Origin of the sequence: Stenotrophomonas sp. FR010 (assembly GCF_047520755.2) — a bacterium.
Classification (GTDB): Bacteria; Pseudomonadota; Gammaproteobacteria; order Xanthomonadales; family Xanthomonadaceae; genus Stenotrophomonas; species Stenotrophomonas sepilia.
The window spans coordinates 36588-52780 of record NZ_JAXBQT020000014.1; the positions used below are offsets into that span (position 1 = coordinate 36588).

The following is a 16193-nucleotide window of genomic DNA, read 5'->3' on the forward strand; positions in this document are numbered from 1 at the left end:
GGGGTGCCGGCCAGCGGCCGGCACTGCCCTGGGGCGATCAACCGCAGCTGGCGCGCTCGATCCGGTTCTGCGCATCCACCTGCACCGTCACGCGGTCCTGGCGGAAGTCCATGGTCACCGCCATGCCCGGCTTGACCACCCGTGCACCGCGCGCGCCGCTGGCGGCCACCAGCTTCTTGATGGTGGCTTCGTCAGCCGTCTTGCCGGTGAAGGCCTCGAGCGCCTCCGGCTTGCATTCGTGCGCGGCGTCGGCCACGGGTGCTGGCGCTGGCGCGGCATCGAGGGCGGTGCTGCCGCCGGCGTGGCTGCAGGCGGCCAGTGGCAGGATGGCAAGCAGGGCAAGCGGATTGAGGCGCATCGTCGGGCTCCAGGCGTGGATGGTGGCGGCAGTGTCACCGCAACCACCGTCAGGGCATGTCAACGCGGCCCCGTGTCATTACTGCCCGACCAGCGCCAGTGTCTCGCGCTCGCGCTGTTCCTCGCGCACCAGCCGCTGCAGCAGCAGGGCCAGGGTCACCACGTCCTGGTGATTGTGGTCGGCCACCCGGCGCAGGTTCACCGCGTCGCCGCCTCGCAGGAAGCGCAACCACGCACCGGGTGCCTCCGAGCCCGGCAGATCGTCCTCGCGCACCACGCGCAGCAGCTGGCGTTCGATGGTGGACAGCTTGCAGTTCTCCCACGTGCCGCGATAGCGGCGGCGGGTGGGGTAGAGCAGGTCGACATGGTCCAGCGCGCTGATCGGGTCGCGTTGCCGGGCAAGCCGGTAACGCGCTTTCAGCAGCGGTGCGTCATAGCTGCGGCCGTTGTAGCTGCAGAACACGGTGGACGGTTGCAGCCAGCCGGCGAAGGTGGCCAGCATCGCGTCCTCGGCGGCCATGGTGGCCATCAGCAGCTGGCGGATGCGCAGGCCTTCGCCACGCTGCGGGCACACATGCCAGTCCGCAGCGCCGATCATGAAGGCGCGGGTGCCGGTGCCGCCGGCCAGGCCGGTGGTCTCGGTGTCGAAGAACAGCAGGTCACGTGCAGCCACGTGCTCGCCGTCGCGACGGGCGAAATCAAGCGACAGCGGTTGTGCCGGGATCGCCTGCGGCTGCAGCGATTCGATCAGGAACAGACCCGGTGCGATTTCCTCGCCCGGCAGCTGGCGATCCTGCGCGCTGGCCCGTGCCGGCGTGGCGCCGCTCCGCGTGCGCAGGCCGAGCAGGCGATGCAGGCTGCCAACTTCCGGCCGCCGCAGCGGTGCGGATGCCGGTGTGGGGGCTGCAGCGCCGGTCGGCTTGTGGCGGATTTCCTGTTCGACCCAGGCGAACACCGAACGCTCGGCCGGTGGTTGCCGCGCATCGTTGGCGGCCACGGGTGCCGGTGGCGCAGGGGGCACGTCCGGCACGGCCGGTGTGCTTGCCTTCGGGTCGCCGGCCTGCCTGCGCAGCAGGCGCAGCTTGTCCAGGCTCAGGCTCACGGTGCCAGCAGCTCCATCGGATCGCGCGTGGTCACCACCACGTCGGGTACGTGCCGGCAGGCCTCGGCGTCGAACAGGTCGAGCACGCGCAATGCCAGCGCACGTGGCGAGGTTTCATCCTCTTCCTGTGCAGCCAGCACCGGGCCGACGCAGGCCGGGCAGCCGGCCTTGCAGTCGCAGCGTTGCACCAGTTCGCGCGCGCGCTGCACCAGTTCGGCCTGGCGCTGCCACAGCGGTTCGCTGAGGCCGACGCCGCCGGGGAAGTTGTCGTACAGGTACACGGTGGGCACGAACTCCTGCAGCAGCTCCACCCCACCGGGATCGCCCTCGCTGCCGCGCAGCTGGCCGCGGCCGCTCTGGTCGGCGATCGCGAACCAGGAACCATCGCCGTTGCCCACCGACTTCTGCAGGTCGCGCGCATCGGCCATCACCGCCACGGTGGCGACGATGTGCAGCGCATACGCCGCACCGAGGAAGCCATCGAGCGCATCCTGCCTGCTGGCGAACGCGCGCAGCAGCAGTGCCTGCGGCAGCTGCCACCACACTGCGGTGGTGTGCAGTTCCTGGTCGGGCAGGTTCACCGGGCCGTAGCCGATGTTCTCGTGGGTGTAGTAGCGGATCTTCTTGTAGCCGGCCACGCGGCGCACCACGTGCACTTCGCCATGATGCGAATCGCCCCGGCCGGCCACGCCGCCATCGAAACGGTCCAGCACCTTGAGCTTGGTGAAGTCGATGCTGTCGGTGTAGTAGTCCACGTGGGTGCGGGTGACATAGGCCTTGCGGCCCTCCCAGTCGAGCGTCTCCACCTGGTAGGGCGTGGACTGCACCATGTGGATGGCGCCTTCATACAGCGTGAGCGCGGCGGCGGAGTAATCGACCTCGGCGATGATCTGCTGGCGGCCATCGCTGCGGTCGACCACCACGAAGTTGCCGTCGGCCACCGCACGCAGGCTGACCGCGTTGGCCGGATAGCTGTCGGCGATCCATTCCCAGCGCTCGCCTTCGCGGTGGATGACTTCGGTTTCGGCCAGCGCTTCCAGGAATACCTCCGGATCGATCGGGCCGAAGCCATCGCCGACCCGGAACGGCAGTTCAAAGGCCGCGCAGCGGATATGGTCGAACAGGATCAGCGGCTGGTCTGGCGCAATGCGCGCATGTTCGGGCGAGGCTTCGGCGAAGAAGTCCGGGTGCCGCACCACGTACTGGTCCAGCGGCTGCGAACTGGCCACCATCACGCCGAGTGCGGGTTGCTGGCGGCGACCGGCACGACCGAAACGCTGCCAGGTGGCGGCCACGCTGCCGGGGTAGCCATTGAGGATGACCACGTCCAGGCTGCCGATATCCACGCCCAGTTCCAGCGCCGAGGTGCTGACGATGCCGTCGATGTTGCCGGCACGCATCGCACGCTCGGTCTCGCGGCGTTCGGTGGGCAGATAACCGCCGCGGTAGGCGCGGATGCGGGGCGGCTTGCGCGGGTCGTGGTCGAAGATGTCCTTCAGGTACTTGGTCAGCACCTCGACCATCAACCGGGTCTGCGCGAACACCAGGGTCTTCAGCCCGGACTTGATCGCGATGCGCGCGATGCGGTTGCTCTGCGAGCGCGCCGAGGCACGCAGGCCCAGGTCGGGGTTGATCACCGGCGGGTTCCACAGCAGCACCTGCTTCGGCCCGGTGGGCGCGCCGGATTCGGTGACAGCGGTGACCGGTGCCTCGATCAACGCCTCGGCATGTGCCTGCGGGTTGCCGATGGTGGCCGAGCACAGGATGAACTGCGGTTGCACGCCATAGAACGCGCAGATGCGCTTGAGCCGGCGCAGCACGTTGGTGACGTGGCTGCCGAACACGCCGCGATAGGTGTGCACCTCGTCGATGACGATGTAGCGCAGGTTCTCGAAGAACTGTGCCCACTTGGTGTGATGCGGCAGGATGGCCTGGTGCAGCATGTCCGGGTTGGACACCACGATGTCGCCATGCAGGCGGATCGCCTGGCGCGCATCGCCGGGGGTGTCGCCGTCGAAGGTGAAGGCCTTGACGCCGAGATCGCCGGCACGATTGAGTTCCAGCAGCTCGGCCACCTGGTCCTGGGCCAGTGCTTTGGTCGGGAACAGGTACAGCGCCTTGGCCTTGTCCTGCATGGCCGCGCTGACCACCGGCAGGGTGTAGCACAGCGACTTGCCGCTGGCGGTGGGGGTGACGATGGCTACGTGCTCGCCGCGCTGGCTGGCCTCCCAGGCTTCGGCCTGGTGGCTGTAGAGCTGCTCGATGCCACGTGCCTTCAGTGCAGCGGCCAGCGCCGGTGGTACCGAGTCGGGAATGGGCGCGTAGCGGCCTTCACGGCCGGGAATGGCGAAGCTGCCGGTGATGCGGTCCTGGTAGCGGCGCTGCAGGCGCGCGCTGAGCAGAGCGCCGTCGCGGGCGGGCAGGCCATCGCGGGTGGCGAGCTTCTGCTCGGCATCGGCGGTGCGCTTGGCGAGTTCGTAGGCCATGGAAGAGGAAGCGGGGACGGATTGCGAGGGGTCACATGGCACCACATCCATGTCTCAGGATGTGAGACACCACACACGGAGACGTGAACCGTTCAGTGCTCGCGTCCCGTGGTGTGGCCGCATCTCCCTTGGCTGAACAGCGGCCAGTGCAGCAACGAAATCTGAAGCCGGCATCCGTATGCTTGGGCGCTGGACGCAACCAAAGGGTGGATGGCTGTGGCACGACGTGGAACGCAGGGAGCACTCCTGGCCGGCATGCTGCTGACCGGCATCGTACAGGCGCAACAGGCTGCGCCGGTGGCGGTGCCCGATCCTGCACCCGTTCCCCCTGAAGATGCGCCGCCTGCCCCCACCGCACCGATCTCCACCACCTTGCCGCAGGACAACGTCACCACCCTCGGCGAAGTGCGTGCGCTCAAGCCCGATGACGAGCCGCTGGACCTGTACCGCTTCAAGAACCCGGTGAAGTTCGGCGATAACCGCTTCAGCCGCGACTGGAGCGAACCGCCATCGCCGGAGCAGGTCAGCATGGGCGGTGGCTACATCATGATGGGCGTGGTCAAGGGTGTGCTGGCGGCAGCCAAAGGCATCAACAAACTCACCGGCGGTCCCGACCAGATCCAGGCGGCCGTGGCGCGGCCACCCCCAGAGCTCAGTGCCGAACAGCAGCAGCGCGCGCTGCGGTTCTCACAGGAGCAGGATGCCGGCGACACAGCGCCAGTGAAGTAGGCCGGTATATCCTGCGGGCTCCCCCACCAGTAATGCTGTCATGTCCCTGCGTTCATTCTGCCTGCTGGCCGCGTTGCTGCCGGCCTCCGCCTTCGCGTCCGGTATCGCCGATGGCGGCGCCTGCCGCAATGGCGCGTTCCCCTCCCAACAGAGCCGGTTCGCGCTGGCGCGGGTGGTTGATGCACCGCGCCTGTACCTGCTCGGCGACATGGAGGGCTGCCCCGCCAAGGGCGAACCGGCCTGCCGCCAGCGCAGCTATGTGGTCAACGGCGATACGGTGGTGACCGGTCGCGACCTGGGCCGTTACCGCTGCGCGTTCTTCCCCAACAAGGTGGGCGGCAGCGCCGGCTGGGTCGACCGCAGCAAGCTGCAGCCGTTGCCGGTGGCCGTGCCCACGCTGCAGGACTGGACGGGCCACTGGAAAGATGGCGACAACGGCCTGCGCATCACGGTGCAGGGTGGACAGCTGCATGTGGATGGCGACGCCTACTGGCCCTCCGCCAACCCCACGCCGGAACAGCGCCCGTATGGGCCGAACCTGGGCCAGGTGGAAGCGCGTGCCACACCGCAGGGTGCCGATGTCGAGTTCGCCGAGGATACGTGCCGGGTGCGTGTGCACTCGCTGGGTGAGGTGCTGATCGTGGCCGACAACAGCGAATGCGGTGGCATGAACGTGCGCTTCAATGGCGTGTACCGGCGCGCGGGAACGCGTTGACCCCGCCGAAAGACGCCAGCCAAGGTTGGCGTCCACCAGGGCAACCGGCCAGTAGATCCACGCCATGCGTGGATGCCGCCCGCGATCCCATCGTCGCGGTCAGCGCCGCCGCTCCAACCACCACAGCAGCGATGCGCACAGCACGAACGCCAGCCACCACGGCCAGCGCGATCCCGGCACGGGTTGCATCAGCGACGCGGTTGCCGGGGAGCTGCCCGCCAGCGCCTGCGTGGTTGCATCGATCATTGCCTGCTGATGCAGCGCGGGCGCGTCCTTCGGGTCGAACGCATAGCGCCAGAGGGTGGCGTCACCGTGCTGCAGGCGCTGCCAGCCCGCCTCGCGCGGCCACCAGCCCGCGCAACGCAGGTCTGACGTCGCGCCATCGACGATCAGCGGCGTGCCTTCGCCGCGTGCGTTGAAGGCTTGCAGCGGCGCCTGCACGCCGCACAGCGCCTGCCGTTCGCCCGCCCAGCTGATCGGCTGTGGCGACCACAGCGCCTCAGCGCTGCCCTGCGCCCGCGCCAGCGTGGCAACCACGCCGCTCCACAGTTCGCCGTGGCGGTCATCGCGGCCGGCCAGCACCCAGCGCCAACTGTCGGTGATGGGCAGCAGGCCGATGCGGCCTTTGCCGGTAGCGCGCCAGCCACCGACAGCCTTGCCGGTGCGATCGTGCAGCAGCGCGTTGCTGCCAGGTACCTGCAGCCCCAGTGCTTCCAGTGTGGGCAGCGCGGCGTCGTGCGAACTGCGGTCTGCCTCTGCGCCGTAGCCGGTCGGCAGCGTACCCGCGGCGAGCGGGCCACGTCGTGCGGCGAGGACCGCGCTCTCGCCGTCGCCGGGAAGTTCGAGGACCTGGCTGCTGCCATCACCCCGCAGCGGCAGGCCCAGATCGTGCAGGCGCTGGCGCGCGCTGGCCGAAGGCGCGCCCGCACTGCGTACCAGCACGCCCAGTCCTTCGCGCAGCGCCTGCCGCACAGCGGCCAGCTGGGCTGCATTCAATGCCGCCAGGCTGCGCTCGTCCAGCAGCAGCAGATCGCTGCGCGCCAGCGACGCCGCGTCCAGCGGCAAGGCGCCGTCGCCGACGCTCAGGCCGGCACCGGTATCGGCCTGCACCTGCACGCGGATGCCGGCATCGGCTGCCCAGCGGCGCAGGTACTTCAGTTCGGGGCCCGGCGCGCTGGCGCGTACCTGCAGGCGCAACGGCGCCGCCGGCAGGGTCTGCTGCGGCACCGGCACGTTGTCCACCACATGGCCGTCGGCATCGAGCAGGCGCAGCTGGAACACGCTGCGGCCTTCGGCGCGGGTGATGCCACTCAACTGAACGTGGCCATCGTCGGCAACATCCGCGCGATCGACCACGCTGCCGGCCGGGTCGAGCAGTTCCGCCTTTGCCCTGGCAACGCCACGCGCCTGTGCCTGTACCTCGAAGCGTGCGCCGGGCGCGGCGTCGGCCGGTGGCTGCAAGGCGACCCAGCCGCGCGGCGGTGCTGTCGGCTGCCAACGTACGTCGCGTGGCAGTACTGCGTCGCGGTCACGCGCGACCAGGCCGGCACCAACCAGCGTCAGCGTGGAGGCCGGATGCTGCCGCAGCGCGGTGGCCAGGTCGGGTACGCGCTTTGCGCCGGGCACATCGGCAGCTTCCGGCAACAGCCACAGCGGACCTTCGCTGGCCGGGAACGCGCCGGCCCTGCTGGCATCGATTCCGAGCACAACCAGCCCGCCTGCGGGTTGCTGGCGGGTGGGCGGCACCAGGCAGAAATACAGCAGCGTGGCGACGATGACCTGCAGTCCGATCACCCCCCAGCGGCGGCCACGGTGCGTGGTGTTGTTGCGCGACTGGCGAACGCTGGCGATCGCCACGATCACAGCGAGTGCCAGGACGATCCACAGGTTCAGGCCGGAGGGGTTCATGGCTGCGCCTCCAGCGCGTCCAGGTAGCGCTGGCCCATCGCATCGGCGGCACCGCGCCGCGTCGCCTGCGGCAGTGGACGCTGCAGCGCCCGCCACAACTGAGCGCGCAGGCGCTGGCGGCAGTCGCGGCAACCGGGCTCGATGCGCAGCTGCTCGATGGCGGCAGCCAGATCCAGCGCATCGGGCAGGTAGGCGGCATTGCGCTGCTGCCAGGCAGCGAGTGCATCGAGGTCGGGCACGCTGGTGTCATCACCGAGGCGCTGCCAGGCTTCAACGATGGCCCGGTCGGGCGGGGTTCGTGCGGCCAACGGCAGTTCACGACTGGCCAGTCCGGCGCGATCACCGCCGAGGCGACGGCCTTCATCGATCGGTGGTAGCTCTGGCCCGACCCGGGCCAGATAGATGCGTTCGGCCTGCTGCACCTGCTTGATGAAACCCAGCGCCTTGTAGGTAAACGGCAACGCCTGCTCCGGACGGCCCTGGCGCAGCTCGCCTTCGGCCGACCACATCTGGTCCAGCGCGGCCTTCAGCGTGGCCCGGGTCTGCGGGTCGAGCAGGGTCGCGGCCTCGGCATGGTCATGGGTGTGGCCGTATTCGGAGAGCACATCGGTGGCGCTGCCGAACACCGGTGGCGAATCGGCATTGGACGCCTTGCCGCCGTGATCGTGGCCATGCTCATCGTGTGCCCCGGCCTCGGTGCCATGGTCGTGCTCGTGCTCGTCGTCGTGGCTGCCTGCAGCTGGCGCATCGCTGGTGGGCAGGTCGCTGGTCGGTGGCGGCTTCGGTGCGCCTTCGCTTTCCTCACCCAGGAACTGGCCGTAGCGCAGGCGCAGGATGCGCTGGTCGACACCGATCGCATCGCTGCGCTTCACGAAGTCCTCGGCGGCGAGGCTGTGTCGCTGCCGGATCAGCGCTTCGGCATCGATGATGATCTGCCGCTGGCTGCGGAAGTAGGCCGGCAGCGTCTTCTTGATGCGGCCTTCCAGTTCGGCACCGAGTGCAACCTCGGCGCTGGGCAGGCGCAGGATCACGCTGCTGCTGCGCCCGGCCTGCGGTGTTGGCGCGTGGTTGTCGCGTACTTCCAGCTGGGCGATGACATCGCTGCCGGGCTGCGCGCCCAGCGCAGCCAGGTCGAGGCTGTGCGCGAAACGCCGTGCAGTCGCTTCGCCGCTGCCGGTGAGGCCGACACTGCGGCGAACGAAGGTGATGTTCTCGCCGCTGCCCTGGGTAATGGTGATCGACAGCGTTGCCTGCGTGGCCACGGCGTAGTCATCGCTGGCTTCGAAGCGCAACGACCACTGGCGTTGCCCGGGCGTGCCCAGCACCAGGGTCGCGGCGGGCTCCAGCACGCGCACGCTGGGCGCACGATCAGCGACCACGTCCAGGCGATGCAGGCGGGTCTGGGCCAGTGCAGGTTCGCTCACCACGCGGTACAGCACAGGCACGCGCGCCACATCCTGCGCCAGCCACTGCCCATCCTGCTCGCTCAGCGGCAGCCGGCGGCCGTCGTGGAACTGCAGCCATGCCTTGTCCGGCGCGCGATCGAAGCGCAACGACCACGACAGCCGGCTGTCCGCGGCGACCTTGGCATCCAGCGCGTTCTGGGTGCGCGTGGCCTGGCCGGTATAGGCCGGTGCGTCGATCCGCAGGCGGGTGGACTGAAGGTGCAGCGGGCCGGCGGCAGCCGTGCTGACAGGCGCCGATGTGCGGGCCGGCGCGGAGTCGGGGCCGGAACGTGGCCAGCCGAATGCCAGCGCAGTGATCGCCAGGCCCGCGACCCAGCTCAGGGCCAACGCCCTGCGCGGCCAGCGCTGACGCAGGTCCGGTGTCGCGCGCTCCAGCGTGACCAGCACATGCGCGCGCTGGCGCTGCTGCAGCGGATTGAGCATGGCGGCATCGGCGAACAGCAGGTCGGCACTGTCCTCGCTGGCACCGCTGGCATCAAGCTGGCGCTGCACCCACTGTGGGTCCAGCTGGCGGGCATGTGCCGTGGCGAGCGCTGCGCAGGCGAGCGCGCTGACGGTGCCGACCACGCAGGCGATATCGAAGCCCGCCAGACGCAGCACCAGCGTCGTCGCGGCCAGCGCCCATGGCAGGCCCAGCAGCAGGGTAACGAGTGCACGTCGACGCCGTGCGCGTTGCCAGGCGTGCTGCAGGGTGTTCATGCGGCCACCCTGCGCCGGCGACTGCTGGCCATCCAGCGCTCCAGCGCGAACAGCAGCACGATGGCCAGCAGCAACCACGTGGTTGGCTCACGCGCTGGGGGCGCTATGGCGGGCAGTGCGGCCCGGCGTGGTGCCTGGTCCTGTGCATCGCCGAGGCGCGGTGACGCTGGCGGTTGCAGCGCCAGCAGCAGGGCACGCGGCAACCGCGGGTCGCGCAGCGCTGCGTTGCCTGAGGCATCCCAGTCGCCGGGTAGTGACAGCAGGACGCCGTGGCCGATGCGCTGTTGCCACAGCACTGGTGAGCCGTCGGCGTTGCGCAGCAGGATGCCGGCGTCGCCAGCAGGCTTGCCGGCGCTCACTGCACGACCGCCGTGGCGCAGCCATGCCTGCCAGCTCGCCGGCAGTGCATCGCTGCGGCTCCATACGCCGATCTCGCCGCGTTCGGGCAGGGCATCGGCCGACAGAGGAGCGAGCGGCGCCTGCATGCCCCACGCGCGCTGCAGTGCGTTCACCCAGTGCTGGGCGGCGGCCGGCGCATCGCTGTGCACGCGCAGACGCGGCAGCGTCGCGGCACTCGGTTGCGGAGTGGCCGGTACCGGTTGCGGCCGCCACTGCACTTCGCGCGACAGCTGCAGGCGGGTGCCGTCCAGACCGGGCAGGGGATCGGGAACGTGCACGGTCAACGCGGTGCCCGCGGGCAGCTGTGCGTCCAACTCGCGCAGCAGGCTGGGCAGCGATGCGCTGGATGCCGGCGGTGCCTGATCGATGGTGGGGAAGCCGGGTGCCAGCCAGTGCCAGTTGCCCTCTTCGGCGGTGCCGCGCAGTGCGGCGGCGTCCAATCCGGGAGCCACTACCGTCCACTCGGTGGGGACGGGCGCGGGGCCGGTCAATGCAGGGCGTGCCAGCAGCAAGGCCAATGCGGCCAGCAGCAACAGGCGCAGCAGCAGCAACGGCCAGTCATCGAAGCGGATGCGCTGGCGCGGGCGGATCTGCGCGCGCAGCCAGCGCAGCGCGGCGAAATCCAGCGGCGTGTACGGATGGCGCCGGGCCAGATGGATCAGCAGCGGTAGCAACCACGCAGCGAGCGCGGCCAGGCCCAACGGGAACAGCAGGGTCATGCACTGACCCCACGGCCGAACAGCGCCTGCAGGGGTTGATCCAACGGCTGGTCGAGCCAGCCGGTGGCACTGGCAATGCCGCTGGCCTGCAGGCGCGACTGCAATGCGTTGCGTGCGTCAGCGAAGCGCTGCAGGTAGTCGGCGCGGATCGCCGCGCCATCGCCCAGCAGTTCCTCGCCGGTCTCCGGATCGCGGAAGCGATGGCCGGCGTCGAACGGGAAATCACGCTCGTCGGCGGTCAGGATCTGCAGCAGTGCCACTTCACGGCGTGCGCTGGCCAGTTGCTCCAGCAGCACGATGCAGGCCGCGTCGAAGCCATCACCCATCGCCAGCAGCAGGTCGCCCGGGCGCACGCGCTCCCACAGTGGCCGCAGGCGTTCGGCCGCGGGCCAGGTGCCGCGCGCCTGCAGGGCATGCAGTTGCAGATGCACGCGGTCACGCTGGCGTGCGCCGTTCGCCGCGGGCACCAGCTGCAGTCCATCGCCATTGATCGCCAGCAGGCCGAAACGGTCGCCCTGCTGCAGCGCCAGTTCCACCACGCAGGCGGCCACGCCGCGCATGTGATCCAGGCGCGTGCGCTGCGGTGCCGCACGATCGGCCTGGCCGGCCGAGGCGGTGGCATCGAGCAACAGCCAGACCGTGATCGGGCTTTCGCGTTCGGATTCGCGCACGAAGAAGCGGTCCGAACGCGCGTACAGCTTCCAGTCGATCTGGCGCAGCTCGTCGCCCGGTTCGTAGGCCCGGTACTGGGCGAACTCGAGGCCGGCACCGCGGCTGCGGCTGGCGTGCTGGCCGATGCCACTGGCACCGCTGGCCAGGCGCGGCCGCAGCCGCAGCAGGCGCAGGCGCGCATGCAGTTCCGGTGGCAAGGTCAGCGGGGTACCGGCGTTCACGCGTGGATCAACCCGGGAATGGCACGGCCTGCAGCAGGGCGGCGACCACGTCGTCGGCACGCTTCTGCTCGGCCTCGGCGGCGAACGACAGCAGCAGGCGATGGCGCATCACCGGCGCGGCCAGCGCCTGCACGTCCTCGCGGGTGGCGGCGAAGCGGCCCTGCAGCAAGGCGCGCGCTTTTGCCGCGAGCACCAGCGACTGCCCGGCGCGCGGACCGGCGCCCCACTTCACCCATTGGTTGATCGCCGCCGGGGCGCCTTCGCCGGGCCGGCTGGCGCGCACCAGGCGGGTGATCCAGGCCAGCACGTCGGGGCTGACATGCACCTGCCGCACAGCCGCCTGCAGGGCGATCACCGCCTCGGCATCCATCACCTTCGGCACCGCGTCGGTGGCACCGCCGGTGGTCTGTTCCAGGATCCGCTGTTCCTCGTCTTCGCTGGGGTAATCCACCAGCACATGCAGCAGGAAGCGGTCCAGTTGCGCTTCGGGCAGCGGGTAGGTGCCGGCCTGCTCGATCGGGTTCTGCGTGGCCAGCACGAAGAACGGCGCGGGCAACGCGTAGGTGGTGCCGGCGTAGCTGACCGTGCGTTCCTGCATTGCCTCCAGCAGTGCGGCCTGGGTCTTGGGCGGGGTGCGGTTGAGTTCGTCGGCCAGCAGCAGGTGGGTGAAGATCGGGCCCTGCTGGAAGCGGAAATGGCGATGGCCGGTGCCATGGTCTTCCTCCAGCAGCTCGGTGCCGAGAATGTCGCTGGGCATCAGGTCGGGGGTGAACTGCACGCGCCGGAACTGCAGTTCCAATGCCTGGCCGAGTGAGCGCACCAGCAGGGTCTTGCCGAGCCCGGGCGCACCTTCCAGCAGGCAGTGGCCACCGGCCAGCAGGCCGATCAACAGCTGCTCGACCACCGTGTGCTGGCCCACCACCGCGCGTGCAAGCGCGGCGCGCAGTTCATCCAGGCGCGGCAGCAGGGAATCGAGGTCGGGGGAGTTCATGGGCGTGCAGGTCCTGTCAATTGTTCAACGCGTACATCACGATGTTGACGCCAAAGCGGGTGTTGTCTTCGGCCAGGAAGCGCTTGTTGCGCCAGTCGTAGTCCCACTCGCAGCCATAGTCCTTGTTGCTGTAGAGCAGGCCCAGCCGACCATCGACCTCGATGCCTTTCAGATAGTCGTGCACCAGGTCGTCGCCCCAGCCGTTGAGTTCGAAGCTGGTGGCGGGCGGACCGTCCGGGAAGCGGAAGAAACTGCGGTACAGCGCGTGGCTGCTGGGCAGTTTCTGCAATGCCTTCGGGCCGAACAGCCGGCCCATCTGTGCCTCGAACGAGGTGGCGAACAGGCCGTCGATGTCATGGTTGCAGTCGTCGACGAAGACGAAGCCGCCATTGCGCACGTAGCGCACGAAGTTCTGCCGTTCGGCGGCGTTGAACTCCACCAGCGTGTGCCCGGCCAGGTAGCAGAACGGCGCTTCCAGCATGCGCGGGTCGGCCAGGGCCACCACGTGTTCCTGCGGGTCCACCCGCAGCGATGTGTAGTCGATCAGCGAGGTGATCAGGTTGGATGGCATGCGCGCGTCCACGTCCCAGTCACCGGAGTCGTACTGCAGGCGGGTGAACCAGAAGTCGTAGCGCGAACTGCGCGGGCCAGCCTGTGCCCAGGCCGGCAGCGCCGCCGCCGAAGCGGCAGCGGCCAACCAGCGCAGGCAGGCCCGGCGATCCATCAGACCGCGTCGGACAGCGAGGTGAAGGTGAAATCGCGCAGCTTCATCGGCGGGATCATCATCACGTAGCTGGATTCATCACCGGCCACCCGCACCGGCTTGCCCAACTCTTCGATGTTGTTGAGCATGATCACCGGCGACTCGTTGAAGCGGAAGTTCTTCACCGGATGCTTGATCTGGCCGTTCTCGATGTAGAAGGTGCCGTCGCGGGTCAGGCCGGTCAGCAGCACGGTCTGCGGATCGACCATGCGGATGTACCAGGTACGCGTGACCAGGATGCCCTTCTGGGTGCCGCGCACCAGCTCGGCGGTGCTCTTGTCGCCACCGCTCATCAGCAGGTTGCCCGGCGAGGCCTTGGCGGTCTTGCCCTGCTTCTGCGCCCAGAAGCGCGAGTAGTCCAGATTGGCGATCCTGCCGTTCTCGATGATGGCCATGCGTTCGCGCGGCAGCCCTTCGTTGTCCCACGGCAGCACCGGTGCATCCGGATGCCACGGGTCGGCAATCATGGTCACGCGCGGATCGTAGACCTGCTCGCCCAGCTTGTTGCCGCCGCCCTTCTTCGATAGGAAGCTGCGGCCTTCATCGGCCGAGCGTGCACTGAAGAAATTCATCATGAAGCTGATCAGGCCTGCCGCTGCGGCCGGCTCCAGGATGACCGTGTACTTGCCCGGTTCCAGTGCCTTGGCTTCGGCCGATTCGGTGGCCTTGCGCATGGCGATGCGGATGTCCTGGTCAGCCTTGAAGTCCGCCGCGTCCTTCAGGTTGCGGCCGACCCAGCCCGAACCGCGGCCATCTTCGGTGCGCACAGTGCAGGTGTAATCGAAGTTGGTGGTGCGCTGGTAAGCGAAGTTGCCGTTGCTGTTGGCGGTGGCCTGGAAGCCCTGGCCGTCCTCCAGGAAGCCGGCGGCGACCAGGCCGTGGCCGCGGCACGGGGCGATCGAATCGGCAGCGACCTTCGCACGGAAGGCCGGATCGATCGCGGCGGTGGATTCGCTGAAGGTCGGGCTGGCGCGGTAGCTCTGCTTGCCGATGGCCGGCATGAACTCCGGGTTCTCCGGGGCCAGGCGGGCCAGGTCTTCGGCACGGCGTACCACGCGTTCCAGCGCGGCGTCGTCGAACTCGTTGATCGAGGCAGTGCCGACGCGCTTGCCGAAGGCGACGGTGACCCCCAGTTCGGTGTTGTCGACGATGCCGCTGGTGGAGACATTGTTCAGCGCGAAACGGATGTTGCCGCTGATTGCACCGGCCAGCACGGCGGTGCACTCGTCGGCCTTGGACAGGGCGATGACCTTGTCGAGGATGGCCTTGGCCTGGGCTTCGGTGAAGATACTCATGTGTAAGGGCTCCTGACCGGTCAGCCGAGGCTGCGTGCGGTGTTGATGACGTTGATGCCGTTGAAGCGCGCGGTGGACGAGCCGTGCGAGACCGCCGAGACCTGTCCCGGCTGGCCCTTGCCGTCGAAGAACGAACCGCCCAGGCGGTAGTCGCGCTCGTCGGCCACGGCGGTACAGGCGTTCCAGAATTCCGGCGTGCGGATCTGGTAGGCCACGTCTTCCAGCATGCGGGTGATCTGGCCGTTCTTGATCTCGTAGAACAGCTGGCCGCCGAACTGCGCGTTGTAGCGCTGCTGGTCGATCGAGAACGAACCGTCACCGATGATGTAGATGCCGTTCTCCACGTCCTTGATCAGGTCCGGCACGCTCAGCGGCTTCTTGCCCGGTGCCATCGACACGTTGGCCATGCGCTGGAACTGCACGCTGGACCACGAGTCGGCATAGCAGCAGCCGTCGGACTCGGTCTTGCCGAGGATGTGCGCCTGGTCGCGAATAGTCTGGTAGTCCACCAGCTTGCCGTTGCTGATCAGGTCCCAGCGCTTGCACTTCACGCCTTCATCGTCGTATGCCACGGCGCCAAGGCTGCCCGGCTGGGTCTTGTCGGCGAAGATGTTGACCAGCTCGCTGCCGTACTGGAAACGCTGTTCGCGCTTGTCCAGGGTGGCGAAGCTGGTGCCGGCGTAGTTGGCTTCGTAGCCGAGCACGCGGTCCAGTTCCAGCGGGTGGCCGATCGACTCGTGGATGGTCAGCCAGGTGTGCGACGGGTCGAGCACCAGGTCGTACTTGCCCGGCTTCACCGACGGTGCCTTCAGCTTTTCCTGCGCCTGCCGGGCGGCGGCGATGGCGTCTTCCTTCATGTCGTAGGAAGAACTGTAGTTGACCACGCCATTGGGGCTGACCACCTTGCCCGCGGCGGCGCCGTCCAGGTACTCGTAGCCCAGGCCCATCGGCGAGGACAGGCCCGAACGGGTGCGGAACTTGCCGCTGGCCTTGTCGATGGCGGTGAACGTCATCGGCGCCCAGATGCGATGCACGTCCTGGTCGATGTAGGAACCGTCGGTGGAGGCGAAGTACTTCTGCTCGTTGACCAGGAACAGCATCGAGTTGACGAAGCTGGCACCGGCGCCCATTGCGGCGGCGTTGACGTCCAGCAGCAGGCCGACCTTGTCCTTGATCGGCACCTCCATCGCATTCTTGCGGATCGGCGTGCGCCAGCTCACCTCACCCACGCCCGGCGCCTTGGCCAGCTGCACCGGCGCGGTCTGCACGCCGGCATTGGCCTTGGCGATCGCGGCCGCCTGCTGCGCCGCCTTGGCCACGTCGGCGGTGCCCAGCGCATTGGTGGCGGCAAAGCCCCAGGCACCATTGACGATCACGCGGATGCCCACGCCGGTGGACTCGGTGTTCACCACGTTCTGCACCTTGTCCTCGCGGGTGATCACGAACTGCCGCAGGTAGCGGCCGATGCGCACGTCGCAGTAGGTGGCACCGGCCTGGCGGGCGGCGGCCAGCGCCGCATCGGCCAGGCGCTTCTTCAGCCCCAGGTCCAGCGTGCTCTGCAGCTGCTCGGCGGCGATCACCTTGCCGAAGAAGGAGGGCACGATCAGCCCGCCCGCGGTAAGCCCGGTCAGGGCCAGGAAGTCACGTCTTTGCAAGGCTGCTCTCCATGTC

General features: G+C 68.8%; 13 protein-coding genes. 2 read left to right on the forward strand and 11 right to left on the reverse strand.

Features of this window, described 5'->3' with window-relative positions; all coding sequences use genetic code 11:
• Nucleotides 1-37 precede the first annotated feature (37 nt).
• The 3 genes from ACM0PK_RS13820 to ACM0PK_RS13830 all read right to left on the reverse strand — a co-directional run bounded on the left by ACM0PK_RS13820 (nt 38) and on the right by ACM0PK_RS13830 (nt 3945).
• A complete protein-coding gene (locus ACM0PK_RS13820) occupies nt 38-358 on the reverse strand; it encodes an I78 family peptidase inhibitor (RefSeq protein ID WP_065185535.1) in 321 nt (106 codons plus the stop codon).
• A gap of 78 nt (nt 359-436) precedes the next feature.
• Nucleotides 437-1459: a ribonuclease H-like domain-containing protein gene (locus ACM0PK_RS13825; protein WP_111202106.1), complete on the reverse strand. Its 1023-nt coding sequence runs from the start codon at nt 1457-1459 to the stop codon at nt 437-439.
• A complete protein-coding gene (locus ACM0PK_RS13830) occupies nt 1456-3945 on the reverse strand; it encodes a DEAD/DEAH box helicase (protein ID WP_262220136.1) in 2490 nt (829 codons plus the stop codon). Before ACM0PK_RS13830 ends, ACM0PK_RS13825 begins: the two co-directional genes overlap by 4 nt.
• A 210-nt stretch (nt 3946-4155) precedes the next feature.
• Here ACM0PK_RS13830 and ACM0PK_RS13835 point away from each other — a divergent pair, with 210 nt between their 5' ends.
• A complete protein-coding gene (locus ACM0PK_RS13835) occupies nt 4156-4674 on the forward strand; it encodes a hypothetical protein (RefSeq protein WP_061479909.1) in 519 nt (172 codons plus the stop codon).
• 40 nt (nt 4675-4714) lie between these two features.
• Complete coding sequence (locus ACM0PK_RS13840) at nt 4715-5389, forward strand: hypothetical protein (RefSeq protein WP_072167397.1); 675 nt, start codon at nt 4715-4717, stop codon at nt 5387-5389.
• Between the two features lie 99 nt (nt 5390-5488).
• On the opposite strand, the gene ACM0PK_RS13845 is transcribed toward ACM0PK_RS13840, so the two are convergent.
• Genes ACM0PK_RS13845 through ACM0PK_RS13880 form a run of 8 tightly spaced genes read right to left on the reverse strand, consistent with a single transcriptional unit; the run spans nt 5489 to nt 16177 of the window.
• On the reverse strand, nt 5489-7297 hold the full coding sequence (locus ACM0PK_RS13845) for an amino acid adenylation domain-containing protein (protein WP_414606764.1): 1809 nt from the start codon (nt 7295-7297) through the stop codon (nt 5489-5491).
• Nucleotides 7294-9462, reverse strand: coding sequence for a hypothetical protein (locus ACM0PK_RS13850; RefSeq protein ID WP_414606763.1), 2169 nt, complete (start codon nt 9460-9462; stop codon nt 7294-7296). Before ACM0PK_RS13850 ends, ACM0PK_RS13845 begins: the two co-directional genes overlap by 4 nt.
• The gene (locus ACM0PK_RS13855) at nt 9459-10580 is read right to left on the reverse strand and encodes a BatA domain-containing protein (protein ID WP_353762446.1); all 1122 of its coding nucleotides are present in this window, start codon (nt 10578-10580) and stop codon (nt 9459-9461) included. Before ACM0PK_RS13855 ends, ACM0PK_RS13850 begins: the two co-directional genes overlap by 4 nt.
• Nucleotides 10577-11473 (reverse strand): DUF58 domain-containing protein, encoded by an 897-nt coding sequence (locus ACM0PK_RS13860; RefSeq protein ID WP_414606762.1) that lies wholly within the window; start codon nt 11471-11473, stop codon nt 10577-10579. The genes ACM0PK_RS13855 and ACM0PK_RS13860 overlap by 4 nt, the downstream gene beginning before the upstream one ends.
• Before the next feature lie 7 nt (nt 11474-11480).
• Entirely contained in the window at nt 11481-12464 is a 984-nt protein-coding gene (locus ACM0PK_RS13865; protein ID WP_414606761.1) for an AAA family ATPase, read from the reverse strand.
• A gap of 16 nt (nt 12465-12480) precedes the next feature.
• Complete coding sequence (locus ACM0PK_RS13870) at nt 12481-13188, reverse strand: DUF4159 domain-containing protein (RefSeq protein WP_180878582.1); 708 nt, start codon at nt 13186-13188, stop codon at nt 12481-12483.
• Entirely contained in the window at nt 13188-14522 is a 1335-nt protein-coding gene (locus ACM0PK_RS13875; RefSeq protein ID WP_414606760.1) for a TldD/PmbA family protein, read from the reverse strand. Before ACM0PK_RS13875 ends, ACM0PK_RS13870 begins: the two co-directional genes overlap by 1 nt.
• A gap of 20 nt (nt 14523-14542) precedes the next feature.
• Entirely contained in the window at nt 14543-16177 is a 1635-nt protein-coding gene (locus tag ACM0PK_RS13880; protein ID WP_414606759.1) for a TldD/PmbA family protein, read from the reverse strand.
• Between the last annotated feature and the right edge of the window lie 16 nt (nt 16178-16193).